The organism is Flavitalea flava (assembly GCF_054461575.1).
The window spans coordinates 39,132-63,666 of sequence record NZ_JBTLQH010000012.1 but is presented as its reverse complement, the minus strand read 5'-3'; the positions used below and the strand labels follow the sequence as shown (position 1 = coordinate 63,666).

The following is a 24,535-nucleotide window of genomic DNA, read 5'->3' as shown; positions in this document are numbered from 1 at the left end:
TAGTTTGTATTTCGGTTTAAGAATTCCTCATTTATTAATTCCTTATTTATTTCCCGGGATACCCATAGCCATACCCATACCCATAGCCGTATCCCCACTTACTTCCCTGGTGGCAGCCATTGAGCAGAACGACCATATTTTTTAGTCTGGCATGCTGATGGAATTTTTGAATTTCCGGCAGCATACGACGGTCAAGCACTCCTTCCCTGACCACATACACCGTCAGATCGATCACCCTGCTTACGATAACCGCATCGGCGACCTGTCCCATGGGGACATTATCGAGGATAATATAGTCGTATTCGTTTTTAAGGGCATCTATAAGATGGTCCAGTCTTTCGTTCATTAATAGTTCCGCAGGATTGGGAGGAATGGGACCGGACCCAATGATGTCAAGATTAGGGTGGATCTCTCCTTTATTTATGATTTGAGTAAGGTCTGTTTCCTTACCGGCGAGGTAATTGGTAAGGCCGTTACTTCCGTTATTAAAAGAACCTGGCGCATTACTTTTCTTACGTATATCGGTGTTGATCAGCAGGATCCGCTGATTGGTAAGGGCAAGCGAGATGGCCAGGTTAAAGGAGATAAAAGTCTTTCCTTCTCCACTTTGTGTGGAAGTGATCATAATGACTTTTTCCGAAACCGATGGCAGGACAAAACGTAAATTAGCCCTGACGATCCGGAAAGCTTCGGAAATATTATCCCTGCCTGGTTCCTGGTGAACTACCTCCAATGACCGGGATTTATCACCCTGTGGGATCTCTCCGATAATGGGGATGGAAGTATAAGTCTCGATATCCTTTTTACCTCTGACCCGGGTATTCAATTGTTGCCAGAGATAGATCACTCCTGCCGGCGCAACGAGCCCTATTACAAAAGCAATGGACATGATGCGCACTTTATTGGGGGAAACGGGCTTATGGCCGCCTTCTGCATAATCGATTACCCGTATATTCGAAGTGGCCAGGGCCAGATTTAGGGCATTTTCTTCCCTTTTTTGAAGTAGGTACAGATACAACTGCGCTTTGACCTGCTGCTGTCTGGAAATGGTTTGTAACCCCCTTTCCTGTTCCGGCAATTGTTTTAAATTACGGGAAACGTTTTTTTGCTGTTCATTGATGGTTTTCAATTGCGCCCATAAAGAATATTTCAGGTTCTCATAGGAGCGAACAAGGGTTGTTCTGGCATTGGACAGGGCAACATTCAGATCTTTTACAGCCTGGCTTTCCCCGCTTGAATTGTCCTGTAATTTGTTCCGGTTAGCCAGGGTCTGATTATAGGCCATGACCAGTTGACTGATTACATTGTCTCCGGCTCCAGCATTTGCCGGTAATATTTCGTTCCTGTTACCGGGATTAGAGAGAAAGGTCATCATATGATCTGCTACGGCAATTTGTGTATTAATGCCCATAGCTCCGGTCTTATATTGATTTTGATTGCTCAGGTACATTTCAGCCTCACCATCGATGTCCGTTAAATTATTTGACTTTTTAAAATTTTCGATCTCTTTGTCGACATCCCCAAGCTCTATACCTATCAAACTCACCCGTTCCCTGATAAAATTCGCCGTATTTTCCGCTGCTTTATTTTTGTCCTGCAGGGTATATTCGTTATAAACGGCGATAAGCATATTGATAAAATCTGCCGTTTTCTTATAATTGTCGTCTATCAGCGATATTTTAACGACCTCTGCCTTTTCATCTTCTACTTCAACAAGGACGCGTTCCCAGTAAAGGCCGGCTATAGAATCCACATCGGATCTGGTAACCGTTACCGGGGATGCAAACGAAGAAGCTTCGCTATTGTCCGAACGTTTGATGATCATGATCCCCATCGGTGTCCTGAGCGTATCACCCAATGCCGCCGTTTTTGCATAGGATATGTCATTTCCCCTTACGCTTACATCCGAGATCCTGAAGGAGTTATTTCCGGAAGGAGTGACACGAAAATCTGATGACGGAATATCTAAACCCGCAAAATCGACAGTTATGGGAGACATCGTATATAATTCCCTCCGCTTGAACCCTTCTTTCAGAGAATAAGAACGGTTGAGTTTGAGGCGATTGACTACGTCACGGATCAATCTCCGGGACTTCAGCACCTGCACTGTTTTTTCCGCATTGTTATTGTTGTCGGGGAAAATGCTGGGGTCCAAAAGGGTAGAGGTACCCGAATTCATACCACCCATTTTTGGCCGGCTGTCAACCATAATGGCAGCACTAAGCTTATAGGTTGAGGGGGTGATCCTAAACACCAGGTAAGCAAGACCAACCGCTGCCAGGATAGCAATGATGAACCAGTACCAACGATTGACCAGTTGCTCTACCAGATTACGCAGACGGAAATCTTCTGTTTTATTCTTGTCCAACCGGAAATTACTATTCATATTATTTGGTAATCAAAATAATTATAGATGCAATGGATGTCAGTACGGAAACCGCGGACAGAATCAACGGCAGCCTTGGATTATACTCACTTTGCTGGGCTCTGGCCTTGTTAGGTTCTACATATACCAGGTCATTCTGCCTGAGATAATAATAAGGAGAATTGAATAGGGAGGTCGAATTAACATCAATATAATGCATATCACGCTGACCTTCTTCTTCCCGGATCACCAGTACTTTGTCCCGCTTGCCATATACAGACATATCTCCCGCCAGGGTGAGGGCCTCAAGGATGCTGACCCTTTCGCTCGGAATAGGGTATACTCCGGGTTTGTTTACTTCACCCATTACAGAGATTTTAAAATTGAGCAGTTTGACGGCAACGGAAGGATCTTTGATATATCCTTCGCTGATGATCCTGGATCTCAGCGCATCTGCCAGAACGATGGGAGTCTTGCCAGCAACTTTTATTTCACCGAATACCGGAAAATCAATAACACCCTTTTGATTTACGAGATATCCATGTCCTCCGGGAGCCCGGTTAAAAGGCTGGGCCAGTACGGTATCTTTACTGCTTACTGAAATAGATAGAAGGTCATCGTTCTCTATCGTTATCTGGTAGGCTACAGGTATTTTTTGTTTGGTAAAGGAAACGGCATCCTGCATATAGGGAACTTTTTGATAAGTAGTGCAGGAAACTGCTGTAGTAAGAAACGCGATCAGTACAAGGAGTCGTATTGGAGGAGTCATTCTATTATCATTTTGGTTTTGTTCTTTTTGATGTTTTGAGCGTTTATTTTTGATTTAAAGTTCAGTTTCGATCTGCATTTTAAATACAGCATTTTTGCAATAAAACAGGGTGTAGATATAATGTTCCTTTTCCACATTCTCGAAGGCTCACTCAGGAACCGGAATAACCACTCCAATCCATAGTTTATCATCCATTTTGGAGCCCTGGGTATCGTTTCTGCATAAAAGTCAAATGCGCCGCCGATCGCACACATAACCGTTGCATGAATTTGTGATTTGTGCTGATATAACCACTTCTCCTGTTTTGGAGCTGTCATTCCGACAAATAATACATCCGGGTTGAATTCATTGACGGCCTCCACCATTTGCCTGTTTTCTTCTTCTGAGAAAACATCTCTGAACGGCGGGGTAAAAAAACCTACCTCAATATGAGGATATTCCTTCTGCAGTTTCTGCCGGATACGGTCGAGAACCTGTGGGGAAGCACCCAGATAAAAACACCGGCCTGAAACCTGGTTGAGCTTTTTGAGAACAATTTTATGCAAATCGTCACCTGCGATTTTCCGGAACTTTTCATGCCATAGGAATCGGGCAGTAAGCACTATCCCGACACCGTCAGGAAGAAGGATATCGCTGGCCAGAAGAGCTGATTGGAATTCAAGATCTTTGTCGGCCGTCACCCAGGAATGCGGATTAATGGTATTAACAATCGTTTTCTTTACCGGAAGACTGTCAAAAACAAATTGTTTGGATATCCTATAATTACTTAGGTAAAAGAAGGTCTCCATAAACGTGGTTAATTTCAGAAAATAGAATAAACCCCCGGTGTTTCAACAAGTGAAGTCCAGGTCATTAACCGGGCAGAGCCCAGCCCATGGAGGAAAAGAATTACCTTCTAAAAGACATTCTTTTCCCGCATGCCATTAGAGACAGGAAGTAAGGGAATTTAAAAGAAGCTCACGAGAGCTTTGCGACTTTAATAGTGGTGAATTATAACGAATTTAATCAAACTGTTCTTGTTCTTGAACAGCAGGAATGAAGAAGAAGAATAAAAGGACAACGTAAAAATAGGGCATTTTTGGTTTTTTACGGGGAGAAATAGAATAAATATTTTAAAAAAAGATTTTACTGCCCATATCGTATAGTGAAAGAAAGTGAATACATGCCCCGTCGTTATTCGGGCAAAAGATAATTTAAGCTATTTATCCCAGACCTGAAATAATCCTTTTGAAAGCAATTGCTGCATGGTGTACCTGAACTAACCATTCTTCGGCTGCCGTACCGTCTGCCCCATCCGAAATATACTTCAGACACAGAAAGGGTATCTGTTCTTTCATAGCAATGAATGCCAGGGCATAGGCCTCCATATCTATAACGTCATATTCGGATGATTTATGGGCCATTTCAAAATTATCGCCCGTTCCGCAGGTTCCTTCAGGTAACCCATCCAGTTTTAAACCGTAGGTTAAAACCGGGTCTATTTCAGAAAAAGGCGTTTCAAATTTTTTGTAGCCAAGACCCATAACATCCATATCCCGTTGAATAAATTTGGTGCAGCAAACTACCTCGCCGCGCTCATACTTATTACTGCCAGCAGAACCAAGATTGACAATCAGCCCAGGCCTCTTCTCCATTATTTTCCTGGTTAGCTGAAAAGCAGCATTGACCTTTCCTATCCCTGTTATCAGGGGGTCGAGTCCCTCAAACTCCTGTGCAGCTTCAGCATTTAATGCAAAAACAAACAGAGGGTTGTAGCTTAACAGGTCTGATAAGATTAAAGAAGAATTGGGAGCTGTATTTGTCATATTTTAAATCCTTTAATAATTCAGGCTTTCGCCAGCTTAACAATGTCTTTTACTTCCAGGATTTGTTCAGGATATCCTTTGTTAACCGTGTTGATCATGGCAAGCCCAACTTCCTTCAACGTGCAAAATCCGGCGGGATAAAGGGCCCGGCCGATAGGGTAGAGCCAGGCAAAATATTTGTAATAACTTTTAGCATTTTTCTGACCTGGTGAAATTTTCATAAAACCCGGTCTGAACATATATGACCGTTTGAACATTCGCATCAAGACATTTTCGGTAGCTCCTTTTACCCTTGCCCATGCAATCCGTCCCTGTTCACTACTATCTGTGCTTGCACCTGTGACATAACAAAAGGTCATTTCCGGGTTAAGTTTTGCCAAAAGCTGCCCAACATTCAACGTGAGATCATAGGTAATGTGTTTATATTCTTCCTTACTTATTCCAACAGACGATATACCCAGACAAAAAAAACAGGCGTTGTAACCCCTTAATTGGGATTCAATAGGATCAAGGTTAAAAAAGTCTGCATGAATAATTTCACGTAATTTTGGGTGCGAAATTCCACCTGGCTTTCGGTTGATTACCAAAACCTGTTCAACATCTGAATGATTCAGGCATTCAAGCAGAACTCCTTCCCCGACCATACCCGTAGCCCCGGTAATAATTGTTTTAATTTTCATGCGTTATTTGTTTGGCGAACAGACATTTAAGGAGACCCATACCTATAGCCCTGCAAATGTAAGGAATACGACTAAGAGCCCGATCTCCTGTTATTTTATGAAATACTAAATATTTTAGTATTAAATTCTAATTTAATTAGTATTTTTGTTCTGAGAAATGAATTATAATAACCAATCTTTATCACAAAAAGAAGCAGGAGAAAAATGGCTAAAATGTTATAAAAGGGTAAAAAAAGTGAAATACCATCCTATAGAAAGTGAAAAGTCAGCATTTTTAATAGGAATAGATGGCAAATACAAAACTCAGGAAATTTATAAACCTTTTCTTTGAATATGCGACAGCGGGATCCCCGTTATGAAATCATTAAACCGATGCTAAATGATGGAAAAATTCAATCCTTTCCGGATATTTTCAAATTCATTAAAAAATCGGTTGTGGCTGCAGATCTGGGTAAACGTGGACCACGGTTTACAGAGCTGATCCATAAAGTAGAAGATTTTACCGTAAAGGAATTACAGATCATTGCCCGGCTTTGTGACCTGACCATGGAAGAAATGTTCAAATTAGTAGAAGCAGAGCTGGCCAAACGGAAAATTAAAAATTGATGCTACAGCCTGAATACCATAGCCTAAGCCAAATGGCGCCTTATCCTTTAGTAGACTATTACAGGTAGACCTTTACCTCAACCTTGTTGCTGATCCGGCTCTATCGAGCCGGATTTTTTATGTTTATTTTCCAGTTAGAATGCTGGCCCGGATAATTCTTCGCGAATGGCTTTGAACACAGCCTTATCATTTGTCTTTTTAATGGTGACAGCTTCACAATGATTAAATTTCGCAAAGGCTTTAATGGCGTCGATAATCTTGACGACCATTGGCCTGGTCAGTTTCAAGGGCTCGAAATGTAGATTGTGAATGATTAACACCTTTTGTTTTCTGTCCGCCTTTGCATCCATCCTGGCTACAAATTTATCGCCAATCAATACTGGCAAGGAAAAATATCCATATTTTCGTTTAGGCCGCGGAACAAAACATTCCACCTGGTAGTCGAATTTAAAAAAATCGCTTAGCCGATGTCTGTATACATTTAACACATCGAACGGAGAAAGAATAAACGCGTCATCGGACAGTTCTATCTTCTTTCTTTTATAGCTGGAAAGCATGTAGAGATTTGATGTTTTCAGCCCTTCAATTTCGACGGAGCAAACTTCTCCGTCATTAACAAGCCTTTCCAATTCCGCTTTTACCGAATTTTTTACATACCGGGCAGGATAGGCGATGTCCTTTACATTGGCTATACCCAGGGTTTTCAAGGAACGCCGGATAACCTGTTTTGCATATTCCCCAGCGTCTGGGTTAGTGGTATCTATGTCACCCGGGATTATATTCTTTGGCAAATCATATGTTTTCTGAAAATCTTTTCTGCGCATTGTCATAAGTCTGCCGTCCAGATGCAGTCTTTCCAGTGCAATCTTCGATGGCCGCCAATCCCACCATCCAGAACTTACCGCTACGCGATCGTTCTCGAAATCCTTTGCCATTAGTGGCCCTTCCCGTGAAATCCTGTCCAGCACCTTGTTCATCAGATTGATTTCTGCCTGAGTTAAGGATTCCCTTTTGGACAAAAAACTTGCTTTCACGGGCAGGGAAAAACGGAAATCCGACATAGGAATATATCCTGAAGCATAGGTAAAGAATTCAAAGATCCTTCCATCCGCCTGGAGTTCGTCAAGCCATTCCAATTTATAGTCTGGTACCCGTGTTGCAATGGCATGATGATGAGCCCGCTCCACGACATAATTTGTATCGACCTGAACAAACCCCAGATGGTCGATGAGTTTGTAGACAGCTTCCTTGCCTTTGCCAAATTGCCCTCGTTTGGATAAACCTGCTGCATGGAGGATGATTTTTCGGGCTTGCGATGGAGTGAGGGGAAAGGGGTTCATGGGATAAATTAAATTTTCTGCACACACCAGGTTGTCATGCATCTTAAATTTTGCACGTTGGTGGTTTTAATAGGTTCGTATAATACGCCTAACTCTCCGGTATATTTTACCAGTGTTTCTTCATTAACTAAAAAGCGTTCTGAGCGATCGGGCAGTAAATAGCGGTTATTGCCTACTGGTTTTACCAGTGTTTCTATCCCAATATCCGAGGCTAACCTCCCAAAAAAGTAACCTCCCGGTTTTAAAACCCTGAATATGGACCGCAGCATGAGTCCAAAATGTTGCTTATCCTTTGCAAAATGCAATACTGCACTGCAAATAACCAGATCAAATGTATCATCGCTAAATGACAGATTTTCTGCACTGCAAACCAAGAAATTTTCCTGAGGATTATTTGGAGCAAGCGAGGCTGACAATCCCTTAACCGCATTAACAGCCTGTTGATCGGGGTCAATTCCAAATACTTCGTATCTGTTACGTAAAAAGTAAAAGAGGTTTCGTCCGCTACCGCAACCCACATCTAACACTTTTTTGGAGTTATCATATCTCCCCTTTAGCAATTGATCAAACAGGTAGATATCAATATTGCCGTATGTTTGCTGGAGTATGTTTGTCATGATAGGTGTTTAATAAAAAGCAAATTAGGTATAAAACCGTAACTTTCTGTAAAAGGTCTAAAGCCAAACAATACCCCTGCTAAATGGAAAAAAAAATAAATAAATACTGCTGGCCAGTTCCGCCTTTATACCTATTCTGCCTGATCATCTTATGCATGCGAATTACCACCCTCCATGCCCAGACCTCCGTTGCCGCCTCTAATATTCCCTGGATCCGGCCCGACAACGGAAATAGTCAACCTATTTGGGGAATACACAATGGAATCGTTGTCGGCCTCTGGCCGGCTGCGATCGAAGGATTTAATGCCAGTTCGAACGGCGGACCCCGGGGGTTACTGCGAATAGGTTACGAATACGGAGGCATTATTTATCTTATTAATTATATTGCCGTTGAGCCCGTTGTGAATGGGGATATGGAATTCAGTGAAATATCTTCCTCCTCCGCAGATGATAAATGGGGGAAATTCTTTTGGGCTTCGGATACTCTTCTGGCGGGCAGTTTTGCGCCTTCCGCCATCACCCGCGGCAATATTAACTTTCCCGATCCCAGACATCCGGAGATCGAAGAACTTTCCTTGTATATATTCATGGAGAAATTCCATAATGGAGCTCACCCTTATTTAAGATTAAGTATCCGTAGCGATCAACCTGGTGAACTTGGCCTGCAGATTTTTAACGAGCAGAACAGTGCCCGCATGGAACGTTGTGGCCTTACAGCGACGATGGGTAATTATTCCAGGTTGAGATCGCTTTATCTGAAAGACCAGGTTGTCGACTCGCGAAAACTTTTTTTCGGTTATGAGGATATCGGATTCACGGAAAAAAAACCCTATCCACGGGCGAAAATGCTACGAGGCAAGACGGGAGATTATATAGTACTTGCAGAATCCAACGAAAGTTTCGCAGAATTAGCTGCCTGGCCGCAACAAGGAGTCTACCTGGACAGATGGCATTGGCGGTACCGGCCATTTTATAAACTTTCCCAATATTGGAGGACAGATTCTTCCGGTACCGACTCCTCTCTGCAAGTTCGGGTGAATGGGAGAGCCAAATATTGGAGTGGTGGCATCGAAGACCCGAAAGCCTATATTTCGATCCCCGGTGGTCCAGCATTTGAAAACTTTGAGCTTCGGGAAAATTACCGGCCCGGTCAGCAATTCTTTTTTGGCCTCTCGCAGAAACCCGCCAGGGAGTTGTTGGCAAACTGGTAGAGTAGGGCGAGACTTATTTTCTTTTTTTCAATTCCAAACACCATTCATTTCTGTCAGGATAATTGGTTTTCCCTCCGTCACTATAATAGTATGTTCGTGTTGTGCCATAAAGCCACCTTTATTTCCAACCATTGTCCAACCGTCAGTTAGGGTTTCCGCATAAGTTGATGTTGTTGAAATAAATGTTTCAATGGCAACGACAGTGTTTTTTCTAAATCTTGTCAGGTTAAACCGGTCTTTATAATTTGCTATTTCCCTTGGCTCCTCGTGAAGGCTTCTGCCTATTCCGTGTCCCGTTAAGTTTTTAATTACTTTGTAACCACGTTTCTTAGCCTCCGTTTCAATTAGAAGTCCTATGTCTGAAACGCGAACGCCCCCTTTTATGTTATAGATTGCTTTATGCAAAATCTGTTTTGAAGCGTCAATGAGTTTTTGATGTTGGTTAATGTCTTCCCCAAGTACAAATGAGTTGCCATTGTCCGACCAAAAGCCGTCAAGTTCGGCCGAGACGTCAATATTAATCAAATCGCCTTCTTTCAGTATTCGGTTTTCGGACGGAATACCGTGACAAAATTCATTGTTTATGCTTATACAAGTCCAGCCCGGAAAACCATAGGTTAGATAGGGTGCAGATTTTGCCCCGAAATCCAAGAGAATTTTTGCCCCATAGTTGTCTAATTGTTTTGTTGTCATACCGGGTTGAGCATAGTTGCTCATTTCTTTTAAGGTGTGGGCAACGGCTTCACTTGCCTTTTTCATCCCGATTAGTTCAGTTTCTTTTTTTATTGACATATTCGTTTTTGTCTATTTGTTCATTTGTTTGGACTGTCGTCATAGCCTGACCAATAACTATCAAATATATGCAATTACCTATAACGTAAAGCTTTGCTGGCTTTTTACTATCTTCGATAACTTTGAGAATTCCGAAGCTCTCTAAGAGTTTAAAAGTGGCTCAATTAAACCAAAATGGAAAAATTACGCACGTACATACATTCCCTGATCGATCTTTCAGAAGAGGCATGGAAGGTCCTCAATCCCGCGTTGACCAGGGCTGAATATAAAAAGGACGAATACCTTTTACAGGAGGGCCAGGTATGTAATAATTTGTTCTTTATCTCTAAGGGGTATTGTCGTACTTTCTATAGAAAAGGCGATCAGGAAATAAATACAAATTTTTTCTTCGAGTCCGAAATAGCCACCAACATGAATAGCTTCTGGAATGGCGAAAGATCCGAATTTTCTATTCAGGCCTGCGAAAACATTTCAACCATTGTATTTGACAAACCAACACTGCTTACTGCGGGTCAGGAAAATCATGAAATTGCCACCTTGGGCAGGCTATGCGTGCACCAAACGGCGGCAAAACTGGAAAATCACGCCAGCTTATTTAAACTCCTGACGGCTCAGGAGCGGTATGAACATGTGGAAAAGCATTTTCCGATGATGTTGCAACGTGTGCCTTTAAACCAGATTTCCTCCTATCTCGGAATTGCGAGGGAAACGTTAAGTCGCATCCGCGGTCGAAGAGCATAGGCTCTCTTTTGTGACGATCGTCACTTGTATGATTCCCTTTGCCTGGCGATCTTTGCCCAAAAATTAAACATATGAAAATCGAAGGAAAAACAGTTTTGATAACCGGCGCCAATCGCGGCATTGGGCGAGCCATGGTCGAAGAAGCCCTGAAAAGAGGCGCGAAACAGGTGTATGCCGGTGTGCGAGCATCATTTGCACATCCGGACCCCCGTGTCACTCCCCTAACGCTAGACGTAACTGACGAGGCTCAGATTCAGAAAGCCGAAGAGAAAGTCAAGTCTCTCGATATGCTGATCAATAATGCCGGTATCATGTCTTTCGACGACCTGAGGGATCGCAGCATGATAAACAGGCATTTCGCTGTCAATCTCTTCGGTACCTACGACGTGACCAAGGCCTTTCTGCCATTGCTGCTTCGATCACAAGGAGCGGTCGTTAATATTCTATCAGTCGTTGCACTTGCTCCTTTACCGCCCAATGCATCTTACTCGATTTCAAAGGCTGCTGCTTTCTCGATGACTCAAACCTTGCGTGCTTTTGTGGCCGGACAAGGGGTGAAGGTTCATGCCGTTCTTGCCGGTCCCACAGATACTGATATGATCAAGGCGTTGAACATACCCAAATCTTCTACGGAATCGGTCGCAAAGGGCATTTTTGACGGCGTGGAAAAAGGTGAGGAGGAAATCTTCCCGGATCCCCAGTCTGCGTTCGTGGCAGAGAGCTGGCGCAACAGCGCGATGAAGGCACTCGAACAAAGGTTTGCGACGTTGGTGGCGGGACAGCCTGCATAGGCTGCTTTTTACCTTTGGTGCTGTTATATACAGACAGGTCGAATATGATTAAAAGAGGGTGTCTCCTGTTTTTTACAAACATAGGAGACACCCTCTTTAGTTTTTTACGATTTAAAATATTTCCGCAGGTAATCCGTCTACCTAAATAACCACGAAAACAAACATACAATATGAATGCTACCATTCAGGGTAAAAAAATAGCGATAGTAGGCAGCGGCCCGGGCGGATTAACATTAGCACGTTTACTCCAACTTAAAGGTGTTGATGTAAATGTGTACGAACGGGACAAAGACGAATCAGTTCGTCAGCAGGGTGCAACCCTTGACCTTCACTACGAATCGGGGTTAAAGGCGTTACGGGAAGGCGGATTGATGGAAGAGTTTAAGAAAAATTACCGGCCTGGAGCTGATAGATTAACGGTTACTGATAACAATGCAGTAGTGCGCTTTGCCGAGTATGACGAAGGTGTAATTCAGGATTGGAGCAGCGAATATTCCCGACCTGAAATTGACCGTGGTCCGCTTCGTGATTTACTCATTGCATCTTTACAAAAAGGAACTATTGTTTGGAATTCAAAATTTGCTGAACTGAAAAAAAAGGGAGACGGATGGGATTTGTTTTTTGAAAACGGAACAGCAGCTTTTGCCGATTTGGTAATTGCAGCAGACGGAGCAAATTCAAAAATAAGGGAATACATTACCAACATTCAGCCTATTTATTCAGGTATTACCATTATTGAGGGAAACCTTTATAACGGTGCAGTCAATGCACCTGAATTATGGGCACTTGCCAAAGGAGGGAAGGTTTTCGCGATGGGTAGTTACAAAACAATTGGTCTTAGCGCTAAAGGCGAAGGTTCGCTTTCGGTTTATACTGGCACTAAAGAAACAGAAGATTGGGTGAGAACAGCTGGCATCGACTTTGAAAATAAAGAACAGATTTTTACCTGGTTTAAACAACGATTTTCAGATTGGAGCAGCTATTGGCACGAAATATTTTTAACGGATGAATCTTACTTTATTGCCAGACCTCAATACCATTTCCCTTTAAATCAATCCTGGCAAACTCTTCCAAACCTAACTATGCTTGGAGATGCGGCCCATCGAATACCGCCTTTTGCAGGTGAAGGGGTAAATCAGGCAATGCAGGACGCATTGGAATTGTATGAAGCATTGTGCCTGGAAAATTTCAGCACCCTGCAGGATGCCATTGCATCGTTTGAAAAGAAAATGTGTATTAGAGCGTCAGCGGTAACGGAAGGTACTTTGATGCAAACCGAAGCAATGCATTCCAAAAATAACCTTCAGTTTTTGCTCAATATGTTTAGCCAAAAACCTCAATAATTTATGAATAAGAAGGCCATTAGCTACGGCGGGTTGCGTCGAACAACAGACAACCAAATAGGCCCTTCATTCGGATTATCGTTTTACCGGATTATAATTTAACAAATTCCACTCTTCTGTTCTTCGCCTTTCCTGCATCTGTAGTATTGGGGGCAATGGGTTGGGTAGCTCCCTTGCCATCCGGCCGGATACGGGCGTCTTCAATAGAGAAGTGGGTCGTGATATAATTTTTTACCGCCGCTGCCCTGCGTTGAGACAGATCGAGATTATTGGCGACCGCGCCATCGCTGTCCGTATGACCGACAATGAGGATCTTCAGCGAAGGATTTTTCTGTAAGACATCCCCCAACTGGTCGATGATGGAATAAGAGGATGGTTTGATGACATCGCTATTGATATCAAATAAAATATCGTTAGTCACCGCCTTGCCATCTTCCAGCAATTGTTTAACCAGGAGGCTGCGTGCATCCGTCTCAGAAGAAGCGATCCGGATATTACCCACCAGCAGATCCACCTGCGGGGCAGGTACCATTTGCACGCTGGATATAAAAAAGTTATTGCGCATGCCGGGGGTCAAGGCCCTTGGCAGATCGATGAGTTTGACCTGGTCGGCATACACCCGGATCCTGGTTTTATTGATGGCCATATCGATATGCAATACCCTGTTGGTATAAGATATAAGCGGGAAGTCATTTTTATTACCTACCGGATCTCTCAGACCGTATTCCAGGGAATGTCCGTCATTCTCGTTATAGCGGCTTATGCCTACATAAAATTTATCCTTATAGGCGATATCGTCCTTTAATATATCGGATACGGCGGTAAGCCCGAACTGTATCACAGGCGTCAATTGACTTCCCTGCGCCAAAAGAAAAAGATCAAACCCGACGGTGCAATTTTCCGGCAATGGTTTGTTGAGTACGGGGTTGACTACCGTATTGACCGCGATGTCCAGCCATTTGCCCTGCTGACCGTCTATGTTTACCACCTTCCCGCTGCCATTGGTATTCCATTGGGCGGGAAAGTCGAGTAGAGCGTCCTTTTCAAAATGTTCGTCCAAAAGCAGATTCGTGCCCGGCACAAAATCTCCATAAGCCCCGCCGGAAATTATCGGACCGGCCGGGCCGGCGGCTAATCCGCCAGACCCACCCGACCCGGCCAACCCGCCTGATGCAGCCGATGCACCTGACGCCCCCGACGAACCCGATCCGTTCGGCGTTCCAGATCCGGCGTTCGCACCCCCCATACCACCTGGAACATTATCCGTCGTTGTCTTTTTTGGTTTTTTTCTGAAAAGGTTTCCTATCGCACGTCCTGTTTTATTTACGGAAGAGTCAATACCGGAAGTTATGGTCTGGTCCATACGTTCACCTGCTTTCTGGTTGGCGGTGGTCTTCGCCCGATCACCCAATGTCTGGGCATAACTTCCCATAAAGCAGGTCATCAGCCCAAAAAGAATAATAATTTTTTTCATACTGTCGGTTTATTAATGATTGGGAGGAGTAATAAATATCGGCATCGAATAATTATTATGTTCGTTAGACTCTTTTGAGTTATCATAAAAATCAGCCAACATGATAAAATAGAATTTGTCATGCTGGTCAATACCCGTGTATAAGACCTCGAAAGAGAGTTCTCCGCCCCAGCTTTGGCCGCCCTTCACGATGGGCAGTTTTGGCTCCGCCGCGCAGGGTGTCCATGGGCCGATGGTTCCGTGATTGGGGTCATTAGCCGCAGGTGGGAGTGAGGCAGGCGGTTTGATTAATCCCCGGCCATCGGAATAAAAGCATTTCAGCGTGGTCAGATTGCTGGATGGCAATTCGCCATTGTTGTGCACGGTGACGTTGATGGTTACCTCATAGGCCCCATGCAGATCGTTGCGGGTAATTCTGCTCAAACCAAAATAGGTGATCACCAGATCCGAAGGCCGGTAAAACCGGATATTCGGGCCCACCGGCTGGGGTTTGCCCGTTAACCTGGGCGTCAGGGTCTGCGCGCCTGTGGCACAGCTGAGGCAGATCAGGAGGTTAAAAAGTATTGTTCTCATTGTATGGTTACTTTTCGTATACAATTCCATGTCCTGTCGGCCAGGTAAAAGCTGTTTGCCGCATCCCCGACGGAACCCGCCAGCAACCCTGTGCCCGTTCCGGTATTCCCAATCGTCTGGACAAAGCCGTCTTTGGAGACCCTGCGTATCCGTGTTGGCGGATAATCGTCTCCGTTCTGTTCGGTGACGTACATCGTACCGGCGGCATCCATGGCCATGCCCAACATGCTGGAGAACTGTGCGGCCGCTCCATACCCGTCCACACCGCGATAGGCATCTTTTGACCCTGCGATCAGGGATACCGAACCTGAAAGCGATACCCTACAGACCGTTTTTCCGTCGGCTACATAAAGCTCATTATTGTTGAAAATCAAGGCTACGATATTGCCAAAACCTCTGACGAGCGTAGTTACGACCCCGGCAGGCGTGATCTTCCGGATGGTTGTTCCGTCACCGACATAGATATTATTGGAACCGTCTATACAGACACCGCCGCGGAGGCTGCCAAAGCCGGCAGCCCTTCCCGTTCCATCCGCAAAATGACCGCCGGCATTGCCCGCGAGGGTGGTTACCATACCGGACGGTGTAATTTTCCGGACCAGGTGGTTGCCGTCATCGGCAACATAGATATTCCCGTAAGCATCAACCGCCAGTGTAGTAGGGTAGTGGAAGGACGCAGACGCACCCGTACCGTCGGCTGAGCCTATTGCCCCATTGCCGGCGATGGTCGTCACTTCTCCGAAATTGTTCATTTTGCGTATACGGTTATTCTCACAGTCTGCTATATAGATATAGCCCTGTGCATCCCGCGCCAGTCCCGTAGGGTGATTAAATTTTACACCGGCCCCTGTTCCATCTGCATAGCCCGGGGAGTTCGCCGAAACGCCGGCCATAAAGTTGATGGCGCCGTTCCAATCATAGGTGAAACCGGCCCCCGAAGCCCATTTGCCTTTTACTGCTACCGCGATAGGCCCCGAACCGGCCTTATCCGGCACGATCGCCAGGATCTGGTTATCGGAGATCCCGGTTACGATGGCGGCGACACCATTCACCTTTACCACAACATCGGAGGTAGAGTTGCCGAATTTTTGGCCGCTGATCGTGATGACGGTACCCCGTGTTCCTTCCGCAGGAATTACACCACTGATGGTCTGATCGCTCGTGATCATCATTGGTGCATTCTTTAAAACGGGATTACGCTGAACCGGCATTACCATTTTTGGCGAGGCAACGGTGTTGGCTGAATTTACCGGTTTCGCTGAATTGGAAGCCACTGGCTTGAGAGGTATTTGCGCTCTTGTAATTATACAGACGGCGCAAATTACACTTAGGAGGGAGATGTATTTTTTCATAGAACCCGAAAGTACCCTATGGACCCGGGGGTTACAACTACATCATCATGTAGGGTACTTAAAATAAAAGACTTATGAGTTTGTTTTTCAGCCCCTTGGTCACCGCTTCGGGGGCGGAATGGACGTGCAGTTTGTCGTAAATATTCTTTATGTGAAAACGTACGGTGTCCATACTGATCTTTATTTCCGCGGCAATCATCTTATAACTAAACCCCCGGGCCAGCAATTGCAGAATCTGCACTTCCCGCCGGGAAAGATCCGCATGCTCCGTATCAGGCCCCTTGGCGGCGGGTACCATCTGCAGGATCTTACGGGCTATTGTACCTGTCATGGGAGCCCCGCCGCTGAGCACATTCCGAATGGCCCCTGGTATCTCTTCTGAAGCGCATCGTTTTAAAATATATCCTGATGCGCCGGCGCATACGGCATTGAAGATATTTTCATTGTCGTCAAACACGGTCAGCATGATGATGGGCAGCGTCGCATCGATCCTGCGGATACGCTTTACGGCAGATACGCCGTTTACCGCGGGCATATCGATATCCATCAACACCACATCCGGCTTTAGCTCACGTATGTCGGTCTCTACCGTCTCCGCATTGGACATGGCAGCGATCATCTGCAAGTCTTCCTCTTCACGGATCAGGGTTTCCATGCTTTGTCTCAGCGCTTCATTGTCGTCATATAATAATATTCTCACCGGCATATACTTCTCAATATACAAAGAAGGGGCCGCAAGGCCCCTACATTATCATGTAGTCACGGGCAGGTCCAGCAATATGGTTGTTCCTTTGCCCGGCTCAGCCTTTATATGGCACTCACCGGCCAGGGAGGCGGACCTGGCCCGCATGTTGTTCAAACCATTGGTGGAGCGCAGCTTGCCCGGCTCAAAGCCTACTCCATTGTCCTTTACTTCCAGCAGGATACGATGATTGCAGAGCCGGAAAGACACTTCCATCAATGTACAACCGGCATATTTGGCAGCATTGTTCACCGCCTCTTTGAAAATAAGAAAGATATCTTTCCGTTGCTGCATGGAAAAAGAATACTTCAGCAACTCCTCTGCCGCTTCAAACTTTATGGTAATATTCCTGGATTCCAGGGTTTGCGCCAGATATTCCCGCATCCTGACCGTCATATTCCCGATCTTGTCATTATCGCTTTTTATCGCCCATACGATATCACTCATGCTCTGCTGCATCTGACGGGACTGTTCGGTGATCTTTTCAATCAGGGAGAAGGCCCGGGAGGGGTTCTTTTCCTTTTCCAGGTGGTTACGGGACACCTGGGATAGGATATGGATACTGGTTAAAGTCGACCCCAGCTCGTCATGCAGATCGCGCGCTATATTATTGCGTATCTCCAGCAAGGCCTCCTGTTGCTGCAGCTTCTTTTTCAACTGATATCTGTTGAAGAGCCCGGCCGCCATGAGGGCAAGCAGGATAGTAGCCCCGATGATGATGTTCCTGGTCTGCTCCTGTTGCTGTAATTTCCGCTGGTTAAGCTCTTTTTCCTGTTTGGCCAATTGCAGCTCCTGCTCCTTGCTTTTTGCCTGCAGATCCCTCCTGTCAAGCTCGGCATTCTGCTGCGCGATCTTCGTATTCTTTAATTCCCCGGCCTGGGAGAGAAGGTCGATCTCGTTTTCCTTGCGAAGGGCTTCCGCCAGATTTCCGGTTATAATTGCTTTTTGTTTGTCGATCTCCAATTGGTGGATCCGATCACTGGCCCTTAGTTCCCCGATGGACATATCCTTTTTTTCCGTCTCATACTTTGTCTGTATCTCGGCAATGTTCCGGGTGGTCTCTTTATTTATGATGCTGTCCTTATAAGCATGGTATTTCTTCAGGTTCTCGTAGGCCTTGAAAAAATCTTTTCTTTCCTTATAAAAGACAGTACGATAGAGATAAAGATCCCGGAGATTGTATTTGTCATTGATGGCCAGCGCAACTGCGGCAGCCTCGTCAAAATAGCCAATGGCGGCTACCGAATCCTTTAAGGCGCCGGAAAGCACGGCCGCTGCGATACAACGGCGTGCCAGCATGCTGGAATCTTCCAACTCCCTGCAAAGAAGGATGGCCTTCTTCTCATAATCAAGCGCCTCTTTATTTTTTCCTTTTCTATTCAATAATAAGGACATGCTGGTATAACTCTGCGCCAGTCTTATTTTCGACCCGCTGAGCGCTGCATATTTCAACCCCTCCTGTTGAAAACGGATGGCCTGGTCCATGCTGTCCGTCTGAAGATAGATCTGGGAAAGATTGTTACAGGAGAGAGCGAGCAAGTCTTTATCCAGTTTTTTTTCCCTTATCTGTAAGGCCCGGAGGGCATAGGTAATGGCATCCTGCTTGTTCCCCAGCTCCAGACTGCTGCCGGAAAGATTGCTGAACGTCTGCGCCATGCCGGTGGAATCCTTTATCCTGTCATAGAGACGCATGGCCTTCAGATACCATTCCCGTTGTTGGTCCAACTCCCCTTTATTCCCATAAAGATAACCCAGGTCGTTGTATACGCCTGCCGTGTAAGACGACTGATCTTTTTCAAAACGGATGGCCAGCGCCTGTTTAAAATCCGCGAAGGCATCCTCCTTTCTATTGATGCCCTGCGCCCACTGCCCTAATCCATAATAAGCAAGTGCGATAAGAAAACTGTCCTTTAGTTGGAGGCCAAGCTGTAACCCCATCGAATCCTGGGATTTCATAGTAACCCATTCAGAAAGCCGGTATTGAACATCGCCAAGGGCTAGATAGGAATAAGCTTCTCCCCGAAGCATCTTCTTCTCCTTACTCAGCTTCAATGCCCGCTGACAAAGTATGGTAGCAGAATCCAGTCGGGAAAACTCCTTCCATCTATCCGCTTCGCCCAGTAAAGAAAAGATGATGATGGAATCACGGAGACTATACGTCCCTTCAGTGCCATGATGAGCCCTTGCGGCCTTGACGGACTGGGCGAAGGTTGTTGTTATAAGGAGTAAAAAGGATAGACCGGTCAGGAAACCTGGTAAAAAGCGATTTTGGCTCATTTTTTATTCCGTAGTAGTGAAGATACAAAAAATGAGGACTATTTCGACATCCGTTTCACCGATGGAAACGGCATCCGGGAGAGTTATACAATTGCAGGAAAAAGATACCATCAAGTGCCAGCAATAAACAATTTAACGCTTGTTGAAGCCGGTCATTGAAGACAATTTAGCATCGGTAATAGTCAAATTACTGTTTGTTGCGGTCGTTTCAGTTTCCGAAACTTGCGCAGTTAATTATATGCAACCGATTGCGCCGTAAATTTTGGCAAAAAAAAATGACAAACCAGGAATGTTCACTTTGGATGACCCAAAGATCAAAACCGGAGTATGTTGCTGGCCGCCGGCAGCTATTTAAATGAATTGGATATGAAAAGGATCTTCAACTGCCTGTCTGTATTTTCGGTTTTGTTATTATCCTCGTCATCCATGCTGTTTTCGGAAGTCGGTACTTCTGATCAGAAGCCTGCCTGCAAGGAATCCGGAAATAAACAGACCGGTCTGGAAAGGCTTTTGTCTGTGGTAAAGGGAGCCATACGATTTACAAATTGTAAATATAAGGGGACTACCTTATTGAATGAGCAGACTTTCCTGAATGATCGTATTGAAGGGGACAGTAGCAGCTGGCGGCTTAAGCTGGATGTTAGGTCTGTGGGAAGCGTACAGGAAGTATTCGACGTAAAGGCTATTTTTCGAGTGAGCGCCGGCGAGGCCCGTTCGACAGCCGTCGCGATCCATTTTGATTTTGGGGACTGGACGCCGGATAACTATGTAATGGTACCTGCCTCGGTGTATAACGGAAATAGATATCCAGTACTGGGTAGTGGATATAACCCTCCCTATACCCTTGAAATGTTCTTTAATCCAGCTCTGCCGCTTACGATATCCGATAACCCTCATTTGTCGATGGATCGGGGGACCTTGTCCTCCATAGAACTGCAGACGGGAAATGCGGCAACGCCGGCGGTCTGCTGGTATTCCGCCAAGGCGGGTAAGGGCTTTATCCTGCTTACGGAGCAACAGACCCGTTGGGGGAACAATGGGCTTTCCATTACGGAGAATAAGACCAAAGACAGTTGTACCGTAAGTCTCGTTGCGCCAGCCATGCGTAAGCTTGCCTCGGGATTTGGGGATTATCACGCCAGCGGTGACATGGCGCCTGACTGGAAAGCCGGAGACGAAACAACGATTCGGTTCCGTGTCTACGTATTTGATGCCCATCAGATCCCGGATGTATTGGATAAATATATGACGATCCGAAAAGAGCTGAATGGTCCGAATCAACCCCGTAATTTGGTGCCCATGAGCAAATTGCTGGACTTGGGACGAGGGATCTGCAGCCATAATTTTATTCGCGTGCCGGCCGGCGCTTATTATAAACCGGAAAATGATGAACACTTTCAGCTAGGGTGGGTAAGCGGTATGATGAATACCTATCCGATGCTGGCTTCGGGGGTGGAAAAAGAGCGCAGACGGGTGATGGAAGAACTGGATTTCGTGACAAGCAGTTTGCAGGGAAGGAGCGGTTATTTTTATGGGGGATGTCTGGCGACCGGCAAATTGCGTTCCGACAAGGAGGAGGCCGGTTGTCACATTACTACCGCTATGGTTCGCAAGAACGGGGATGCGCTCTTCTGGCTGATGAAACATTTGCTGTTATTCCGGGCACAGGGGTATGGGGATAGCATCAAACTGGCATGGGAACTGGCGGCCAGGAGACTGGCATCAGCCTTTACCACCACCTGGAAGAAAAACGGACAATTCGGCCAATATGTATTGCCGGAGACGGGTGAGATAGCAGTCTTTAATTCGACCGGCGGCGGTATCGCACCTGCCGGGCTGGTCCTGGCGGCCGATTATTTCCATAATCCCGAATGGTTAAAAGTTGCCGGAGACGCGGCTCTCTATTATTATAAAAGAGATGTGGCCGGTCAGGGTCTGACAGGAGGCGATTGCGGTGATATTTCGCAGGACGCCAATTCCGAATCGGCCTTCGCCTTCCTGGAATCACTGGTGGCCCTTTACCAATCTTCAGGAGAAGAGCGCTGGCTTAAAATGGCTCAAACTGAGGCGGCTCTTTGTGCAACCTGGGCACTTTCCTATGATCCCGTCTTCCCTCCAAACAGTACGATTGGAAAATTGAACGGTCATATGGCAGGCGCCGTATGGGCCAGTATTCAGAACAAACATGCGGCGCCGGGAATCTGTACTTCTTCGGGAGATTATCTTTTCAAATTATTCCGTATTACCGGTGATCACCGATACGCCGAATTGATCAGGGATATACAACATGCACAAACGGAAGCCGTCAATATGCCTGGGCATATTACTTCCGGCAATCTTATAGGCTCCTGTATGGAAAGGATCCAGCCCAGCGATGCAGAAAGCCGCGGGAGCACCGGAAACTTTATCGATACCCGTAATTCCTGGACTGAAACGGACGGGATGCTGATGGCATTGGAATTACCCGGCATTTATCTTCGTACCGACAAACGGGAGTTGTTTATATTCGATCATGTCGAAGCGAAGATCCTTCCCGGGGCATCCGATTATGTCAGGATGGAAATCCATAACGGAACGCCTTATGACGCGGAAGTGGCTGTTATGGCGGAGACAGGCAGCAAAGCACCCGTGCCCATGGGCTATACCGCATTCCTGCAATGGCCGAAGGTAAAGATAGAAGCCGGAAGGTCCATAGTAATAAGCGTGTATCCTGATGGAAAAGTAAAATAAATAAAATAAGTTTATGGTTATTCGTAAGAAGGGTATTGGGTTTATCATTTGCGTATCGATGGCGATGGGGTTGTTGTTCACACAGCAGCTGCAGGCACAGTGTGATTTTAAGACGGCTTTTTTATCGGTGCATATCGATGGGAGAGGATGGATTACCAGTATGAAAAATGTGTCCGGTCGGCCGGCCAGGGAATTCAGTCCCATCGGTAAGCCTTCTCCACTCCTTTGTCTTTACCGCTCGGATAGTGGAAAATATTATTATCCGGTGCGTGCGCATTATGAGGCTGGAACCGGACAAATTTCTTTACAATATGGGAATGGATCGACGGCTATCGTGTTGGTCGAAGAGGTGAAAGAGAAATTCATCCGGTTGACCCTATTAAAATTGTCTCCCGGAAAAGGGATCGACAGGATTCAATGGGGGCCTGTTCACACAAGTATTACCAACTTGCCGGGCGAAATGATAGGCGTGGCCCGGGATACGAGTGCAAAGGTAAATTATGCCATCGGCCTGATGACCCTGAATGACGCTACTACCGGAGGTCCGGCCGATACGCCAGGCGATATCGGCCCTTTCGAATATGTTATTCATTCGCCGGATGCGGCACGTTTTCCGTTGCCTGCAGGGTTGAAAGAAGGACATTATTTTTCGATCGGCGGAGACGGGATCAATGATGTGGCTTTTTATGCTCATCCGGAGGAATACTATCGGATACTGTATGGAAATGCAGCGTTGGTTGACAGTCTGGGCAGGATATCTGTAGTTTGTCATGCAGCAGACCGTACCCGTTCCCAGGAGATCCTGTTTTCACTGATGCCGAAGATGGAGGCCAACCGCCCGGTCCATCAGCAGCTGCAACCTATAGCCGGCACCGGGTTTATTGGATCGAAGGCCGCATTATGGGGCTGCCCCGATACGATCGCGCTACTGACGGTGATCAGGGATATCGTACAGAATGAAGGGCTTCCTTACCCGGTCCAGGACGGCAAATGGATCAAGGATCCTGCCCGTTATACTCCGGGTATACTCTGGAACGGAGAGCATTATGACAGTGTGATCAGTTATACCTCCCGGCTTGGGTTCCGGACGATAGAAGGTTGGAGCCTGGGTGAATATTATCCGAACAGGGCCGATAGAGGTGACATACCGTTAAAAATACCTTTTTCGTCAGGAGAAAAAGAAATTAGAGATTTTACTTCTCTTTCGAACAAAAAGGGAATATCCTTTGGCCTCCATACCCTGCAGAATTTCCTGCAACTTAAAATCAGTAGCGATGTAAGCCCTGTCCCCAATGACAGTCTGTGTTATTTGCAAATCAGGCTGCTAACGAAGACAATCGATGCAACTGATACGGTAATTGAAGTGGACAACCCAACCTTCCTGGATGAAGTAGCGGGATGGGAAGCCCATCCTGCCTCAGCCAATATGATCAGGATCGGACAGGAATTGATCCATTACGACGCTGTCAGCAAGACAAGACCGTTCGTATTGCAACACGTTACAAGAGGGTATTGGGACACTCATTCCGCTGGACATGAGAAAGGGAGCAAGGCCTATAAACTGCAAACCAATTGTTATGGAGGTCTTGTTCCCGATATATTCCTTCAGGATCGTTATGCGGAGTATTATGCTGATGTTTTTAAAAAGAACGGTATGCATTTTATTGATTTCGATGGGGAGGAAGGAATGTTTTATCAAGGATATGGCGAATGGTCGGTGAAGCGATTTTATGCGAAATTATATGCGGCGGCCAGGGAGCGGGGGATGGATGATCTTCGCATTACAGGGGCCACGTTGTCGGGAGGGGCCTGGCATTATCACAGCGCCTGGAATGTGGGCGGCGGCCGCAATATGTATATAACATCCGACAGGTCCTGGGGTATAGAAGGGAAGGATCTGCGCAATGTGACTTTTGCCAATTATTTCCCGTCCTCTTTTGGAGGAAATTTTGAACTTGGTCCGCATTCTACGGTTCAGGAATACGAAAATATCCAGGCGATTTCCGTGGGGTTGGGGGTGACCTATATGATGAATCTTACGGAGGAGTCGGTCGAGTCCTGTCCGGAGAAAAATTCGATATTTCAGGCGATAAGGACCTGGGAAAATGCAAGGGCGGCAGCAGCCTTCCCTAAAGCGATCCGCAAAGAGCTGGTCGACCCGGAACAATTTTTTCATTTGGAGGAAGTGGATGCAGACACCTGGAATCTGTATAAAGTGAATAAAGAAGGCAATAACAAGACGATCTATATACGACTGAAAAGATCCGCCGGATATTGAATCAGACGTACGGAAGACCCTCTCTTTTTATTATTCTATTTTAAAAAAT

The 24,535-nt window shown here is 45.8% G+C and carries 21 protein-coding genes; 8 read left to right on the top strand and 13 right to left on the bottom strand.

The window, feature by feature from the left end; all coding sequences use genetic code 11:
• Nucleotides 1-46: 46 nt before the first annotated feature.
• From ACX0G9_RS13410 to ACX0G9_RS13390, 5 genes are all read right to left on the bottom strand, one after another.
• Nucleotides 47-2,386 (bottom strand): GumC family protein, encoded by a 2,340-nt coding sequence (locus ACX0G9_RS13410; RefSeq protein WP_459065427.1) that lies wholly within the window; start codon nucleotides 2,384-2,386, stop codon nucleotides 47-49.
• Nucleotide 2,387: 1 nt separating this feature from the next.
• Nucleotides 2,388-3,134, bottom strand: a complete 747-nt coding sequence (locus tag ACX0G9_RS13405; protein ID WP_459065426.1) for a polysaccharide biosynthesis/export family protein — start codon at nucleotides 3,132-3,134, stop codon at nucleotides 2,388-2,390.
• Nucleotides 3,131-3,922, bottom strand: a complete 792-nt coding sequence (locus ACX0G9_RS13400; protein ID WP_459065425.1) for a WecB/TagA/CpsF family glycosyltransferase — start codon at nucleotides 3,920-3,922, stop codon at nucleotides 3,131-3,133. The genes ACX0G9_RS13405 and ACX0G9_RS13400 overlap by 4 nt, the downstream gene beginning before the upstream one ends.
• Before the next feature lie 414 nt (nucleotides 3,923-4,336).
• Nucleotides 4,337-4,939, bottom strand: a complete 603-nt coding sequence (locus ACX0G9_RS13395; RefSeq protein WP_459065424.1) for a 5'-methylthioadenosine/S-adenosylhomocysteine nucleosidase family protein — start codon at nucleotides 4,937-4,939, stop codon at nucleotides 4,337-4,339.
• Nucleotides 4,940-4,959: 20 nt separating this feature from the next.
• Nucleotides 4,960-5,619 (bottom strand): Rossmann-fold NAD(P)-binding domain-containing protein, encoded by a 660-nt coding sequence (locus tag ACX0G9_RS13390; RefSeq protein ID WP_459065423.1) that lies wholly within the window; start codon nucleotides 5,617-5,619, stop codon nucleotides 4,960-4,962.
• A 157-nt stretch (nucleotides 5,620-5,776) separates the two neighbouring features.
• Between ACX0G9_RS13390 and ACX0G9_RS13385 the strand changes: the two genes are divergently transcribed.
• Nucleotides 5,777-5,950: a hypothetical protein gene (locus ACX0G9_RS13385; protein ID WP_459065422.1), complete on the top strand. Its 174-nt coding sequence runs from the start codon at nucleotides 5,777-5,779 to the stop codon at nucleotides 5,948-5,950.
• A 2-nt stretch (nucleotides 5,951-5,952) separates the two neighbouring features.
• A complete protein-coding gene (locus tag ACX0G9_RS13380; protein WP_459065421.1) occupies nucleotides 5,953-6,225 on the top strand; it encodes a hypothetical protein in 273 nt (90 codons plus the stop codon).
• A 134-nt stretch (nucleotides 6,226-6,359) separates the two neighbouring features.
• On the opposite strand, the gene ACX0G9_RS13375 is transcribed toward ACX0G9_RS13380, so the two are convergent.
• Nucleotides 6,360-7,565, bottom strand: a complete 1,206-nt coding sequence (locus ACX0G9_RS13375; protein WP_459065420.1) for a winged helix-turn-helix domain-containing protein — start codon at nucleotides 7,563-7,565, stop codon at nucleotides 6,360-6,362.
• Nucleotides 7,566-7,573: 8 nt separating this feature from the next.
• Entirely contained in the window at nucleotides 7,574-8,182 is a 609-nt protein-coding gene (locus ACX0G9_RS13370) for a class I SAM-dependent methyltransferase (protein WP_459065419.1), read from the bottom strand.
• Between the two features lie 83 nt (nucleotides 8,183-8,265).
• Between ACX0G9_RS13370 and ACX0G9_RS13365 the strand changes: the two genes are divergently transcribed.
• On the top strand, nucleotides 8,266-9,393 hold the full coding sequence (locus ACX0G9_RS13365; RefSeq protein WP_459065418.1) for a hypothetical protein: 1,128 nt from the start codon (nucleotides 8,266-8,268) through the stop codon (nucleotides 9,391-9,393).
• Nucleotides 9,394-9,420: 27 nt separating this feature from the next.
• Here the strand turns inward: ACX0G9_RS13365 and map are convergent, their stop codons facing one another.
• Nucleotides 9,421-10,185: a type I methionyl aminopeptidase gene (map, locus tag ACX0G9_RS13360; protein WP_459065417.1), complete on the bottom strand. Its 765-nt coding sequence runs from the start codon at nucleotides 10,183-10,185 to the stop codon at nucleotides 9,421-9,423.
• A gap of 174 nt (nucleotides 10,186-10,359) precedes the next feature.
• Between map and ACX0G9_RS13355 the strand changes: the two genes are divergently transcribed.
• From ACX0G9_RS13355 to ACX0G9_RS13345, 3 genes are all read left to right on the top strand, one after another.
• Complete coding sequence (locus ACX0G9_RS13355; protein WP_459065416.1) at nucleotides 10,360-10,926, top strand: Crp/Fnr family transcriptional regulator; 567 nt, start codon at nucleotides 10,360-10,362, stop codon at nucleotides 10,924-10,926.
• 71 nt (nucleotides 10,927-10,997) lie between these two features.
• On the top strand, nucleotides 10,998-11,717 hold the full coding sequence (locus tag ACX0G9_RS13350) for an SDR family NAD(P)-dependent oxidoreductase (RefSeq protein ID WP_459065415.1): 720 nt from the start codon (nucleotides 10,998-11,000) through the stop codon (nucleotides 11,715-11,717).
• Nucleotides 11,718-11,887: 170 nt separating this feature from the next.
• Nucleotides 11,888-13,060, top strand: a complete 1,173-nt coding sequence (locus ACX0G9_RS13345; RefSeq protein WP_459065414.1) for an FAD-dependent oxidoreductase — start codon at nucleotides 11,888-11,890, stop codon at nucleotides 13,058-13,060.
• Between the two features lie 91 nt (nucleotides 13,061-13,151).
• On the opposite strand, the gene ACX0G9_RS13340 is transcribed toward ACX0G9_RS13345, so the two are convergent.
• The 5 genes from ACX0G9_RS13340 to ACX0G9_RS13320 all read right to left on the bottom strand — a co-directional run bounded on the left by ACX0G9_RS13340 (nucleotide 13,152) and on the right by ACX0G9_RS13320 (nucleotide 19,478).
• Nucleotides 13,152-14,534, bottom strand: a complete 1,383-nt coding sequence (locus tag ACX0G9_RS13340; RefSeq protein ID WP_459065413.1) for an OmpA family protein — start codon at nucleotides 14,532-14,534, stop codon at nucleotides 13,152-13,154.
• Between the two features lie 12 nt (nucleotides 14,535-14,546).
• Nucleotides 14,547-15,107 (bottom strand): hypothetical protein, encoded by a 561-nt coding sequence (locus ACX0G9_RS13335; protein ID WP_459065412.1) that lies wholly within the window; start codon nucleotides 15,105-15,107, stop codon nucleotides 14,547-14,549.
• Nucleotides 15,104-16,381: an IPT/TIG domain-containing protein gene (locus ACX0G9_RS13330; RefSeq protein WP_459065411.1), complete on the bottom strand. Its 1,278-nt coding sequence runs from the start codon at nucleotides 16,379-16,381 to the stop codon at nucleotides 15,104-15,106. Before ACX0G9_RS13330 ends, ACX0G9_RS13335 begins: the two co-directional genes overlap by 4 nt.
• Nucleotides 16,382-16,517: 136 nt before the next feature.
• Nucleotides 16,518-17,165, bottom strand: coding sequence for a response regulator (locus ACX0G9_RS13325; RefSeq protein ID WP_459065410.1), 648 nt, complete (start codon nucleotides 17,163-17,165; stop codon nucleotides 16,518-16,520).
• Between the two features lie 45 nt (nucleotides 17,166-17,210).
• Nucleotides 17,211-19,478, bottom strand: a complete 2,268-nt coding sequence (locus ACX0G9_RS13320) for a tetratricopeptide repeat-containing sensor histidine kinase (protein ID WP_459065409.1) — start codon at nucleotides 19,476-19,478, stop codon at nucleotides 17,211-17,213.
• Nucleotides 19,479-19,805: 327 nt separating this feature from the next.
• Here ACX0G9_RS13320 and ACX0G9_RS13315 point away from each other — a divergent pair, with 327 nt between their 5' ends.
• Together ACX0G9_RS13315 and ACX0G9_RS13310 are read left to right on the top strand one after the other, a co-directional pair.
• Nucleotides 19,806-22,208: a hypothetical protein gene (locus tag ACX0G9_RS13315; RefSeq protein WP_459065408.1), complete on the top strand. Its 2,403-nt coding sequence runs from the start codon at nucleotides 19,806-19,808 to the stop codon at nucleotides 22,206-22,208.
• 13 nt (nucleotides 22,209-22,221) lie between these two features.
• Entirely contained in the window at nucleotides 22,222-24,486 is a 2,265-nt protein-coding gene (locus ACX0G9_RS13310) for a hypothetical protein (protein WP_459065407.1), read from the top strand.
• The last annotated feature ends 49 nt before the right edge of the window (nucleotides 24,487-24,535 follow it).

What these genes read in the sequence shown, in the direction of transcription:
- ACX0G9_RS13405 (WP_459065426.1), bottom strand. Translation starts at nt 3,134, where the DNA reads ATGACTCCTCCAATACGACTCCTTGTACTGATCGCGTTTCTTACTACA.
- ACX0G9_RS13310 (WP_459065407.1), top strand. Translation starts at nt 22,222, where the DNA reads ATGGTTATTCGTAAGAAGGGTATTGGGTTTATCATTTGCGTATCGATG.
- ACX0G9_RS13320 (WP_459065409.1), bottom strand. Translation starts at nt 19,478, where the DNA reads ATGAGCCAAAATCGCTTTTTACCAGGTTTCCTGACCGGTCTATCCTTT.
- ACX0G9_RS13400 (WP_459065425.1), bottom strand. Translation starts at nt 3,922, where the DNA reads ATGGAGACCTTCTTTTACCTAAGTAATTATAGGATATCCAAACAATTT.
- ACX0G9_RS13315 (WP_459065408.1), top strand. Translation starts at nt 19,806, where the DNA reads ATGTTGCTGGCCGCCGGCAGCTATTTAAATGAATTGGATATGAAAAGG.
- ACX0G9_RS13390 (WP_459065423.1), bottom strand. Translation starts at nt 5,619, where the DNA reads ATGAAAATTAAAACAATTATTACCGGGGCTACGGGTATGGTCGGGGAA.
- ACX0G9_RS13395 (WP_459065424.1), bottom strand. Translation starts at nt 4,939, where the DNA reads ATGACAAATACAGCTCCCAATTCTTCTTTAATCTTATCAGACCTGTTA.
- ACX0G9_RS13410 (WP_459065427.1), bottom strand. Translation starts at nt 2,386, where the DNA reads ATGAATAGTAATTTCCGGTTGGACAAGAATAAAACAGAAGATTTCCGT.
- ACX0G9_RS13325 (WP_459065410.1), bottom strand. Translation starts at nt 17,165, where the DNA reads ATGCCGGTGAGAATATTATTATATGACGACAATGAAGCGCTGAGACAA.
- ACX0G9_RS13385 (WP_459065422.1), top strand. Translation starts at nt 5,777, where the DNA reads ATGAATTATAATAACCAATCTTTATCACAAAAAGAAGCAGGAGAAAAA.
- ACX0G9_RS13370 (WP_459065419.1), bottom strand. Translation starts at nt 8,182, where the DNA reads ATGACAAACATACTCCAGCAAACATACGGCAATATTGATATCTACCTG.
- ACX0G9_RS13340 (WP_459065413.1), bottom strand. Translation starts at nt 14,534, where the DNA reads ATGAAAAAAATTATTATTCTTTTTGGGCTGATGACCTGCTTTATGGGA.
- ACX0G9_RS13345 (WP_459065414.1), top strand. Translation starts at nt 11,888, where the DNA reads ATGAATGCTACCATTCAGGGTAAAAAAATAGCGATAGTAGGCAGCGGC.
- ACX0G9_RS13355 (WP_459065416.1), top strand. Translation starts at nt 10,360, where the DNA reads ATGGAAAAATTACGCACGTACATACATTCCCTGATCGATCTTTCAGAA.
- ACX0G9_RS13335 (WP_459065412.1), bottom strand. Translation starts at nt 15,107, where the DNA reads ATGAGAACAATACTTTTTAACCTCCTGATCTGCCTCAGCTGTGCCACA.
- ACX0G9_RS13350 (WP_459065415.1), top strand. Translation starts at nt 10,998, where the DNA reads ATGAAAATCGAAGGAAAAACAGTTTTGATAACCGGCGCCAATCGCGGC.
- ACX0G9_RS13375 (WP_459065420.1), bottom strand. Translation starts at nt 7,565, where the DNA reads ATGAACCCCTTTCCCCTCACTCCATCGCAAGCCCGAAAAATCATCCTC.
- ACX0G9_RS13380 (WP_459065421.1), top strand. Translation starts at nt 5,953, where the DNA reads ATGCGACAGCGGGATCCCCGTTATGAAATCATTAAACCGATGCTAAAT.
- map (WP_459065417.1), bottom strand. Translation starts at nt 10,185, where the DNA reads ATGTCAATAAAAAAAGAAACTGAACTAATCGGGATGAAAAAGGCAAGT.
- ACX0G9_RS13365 (WP_459065418.1), top strand. Translation starts at nt 8,266, where the DNA reads ATGGAAAAAAAAATAAATAAATACTGCTGGCCAGTTCCGCCTTTATAC.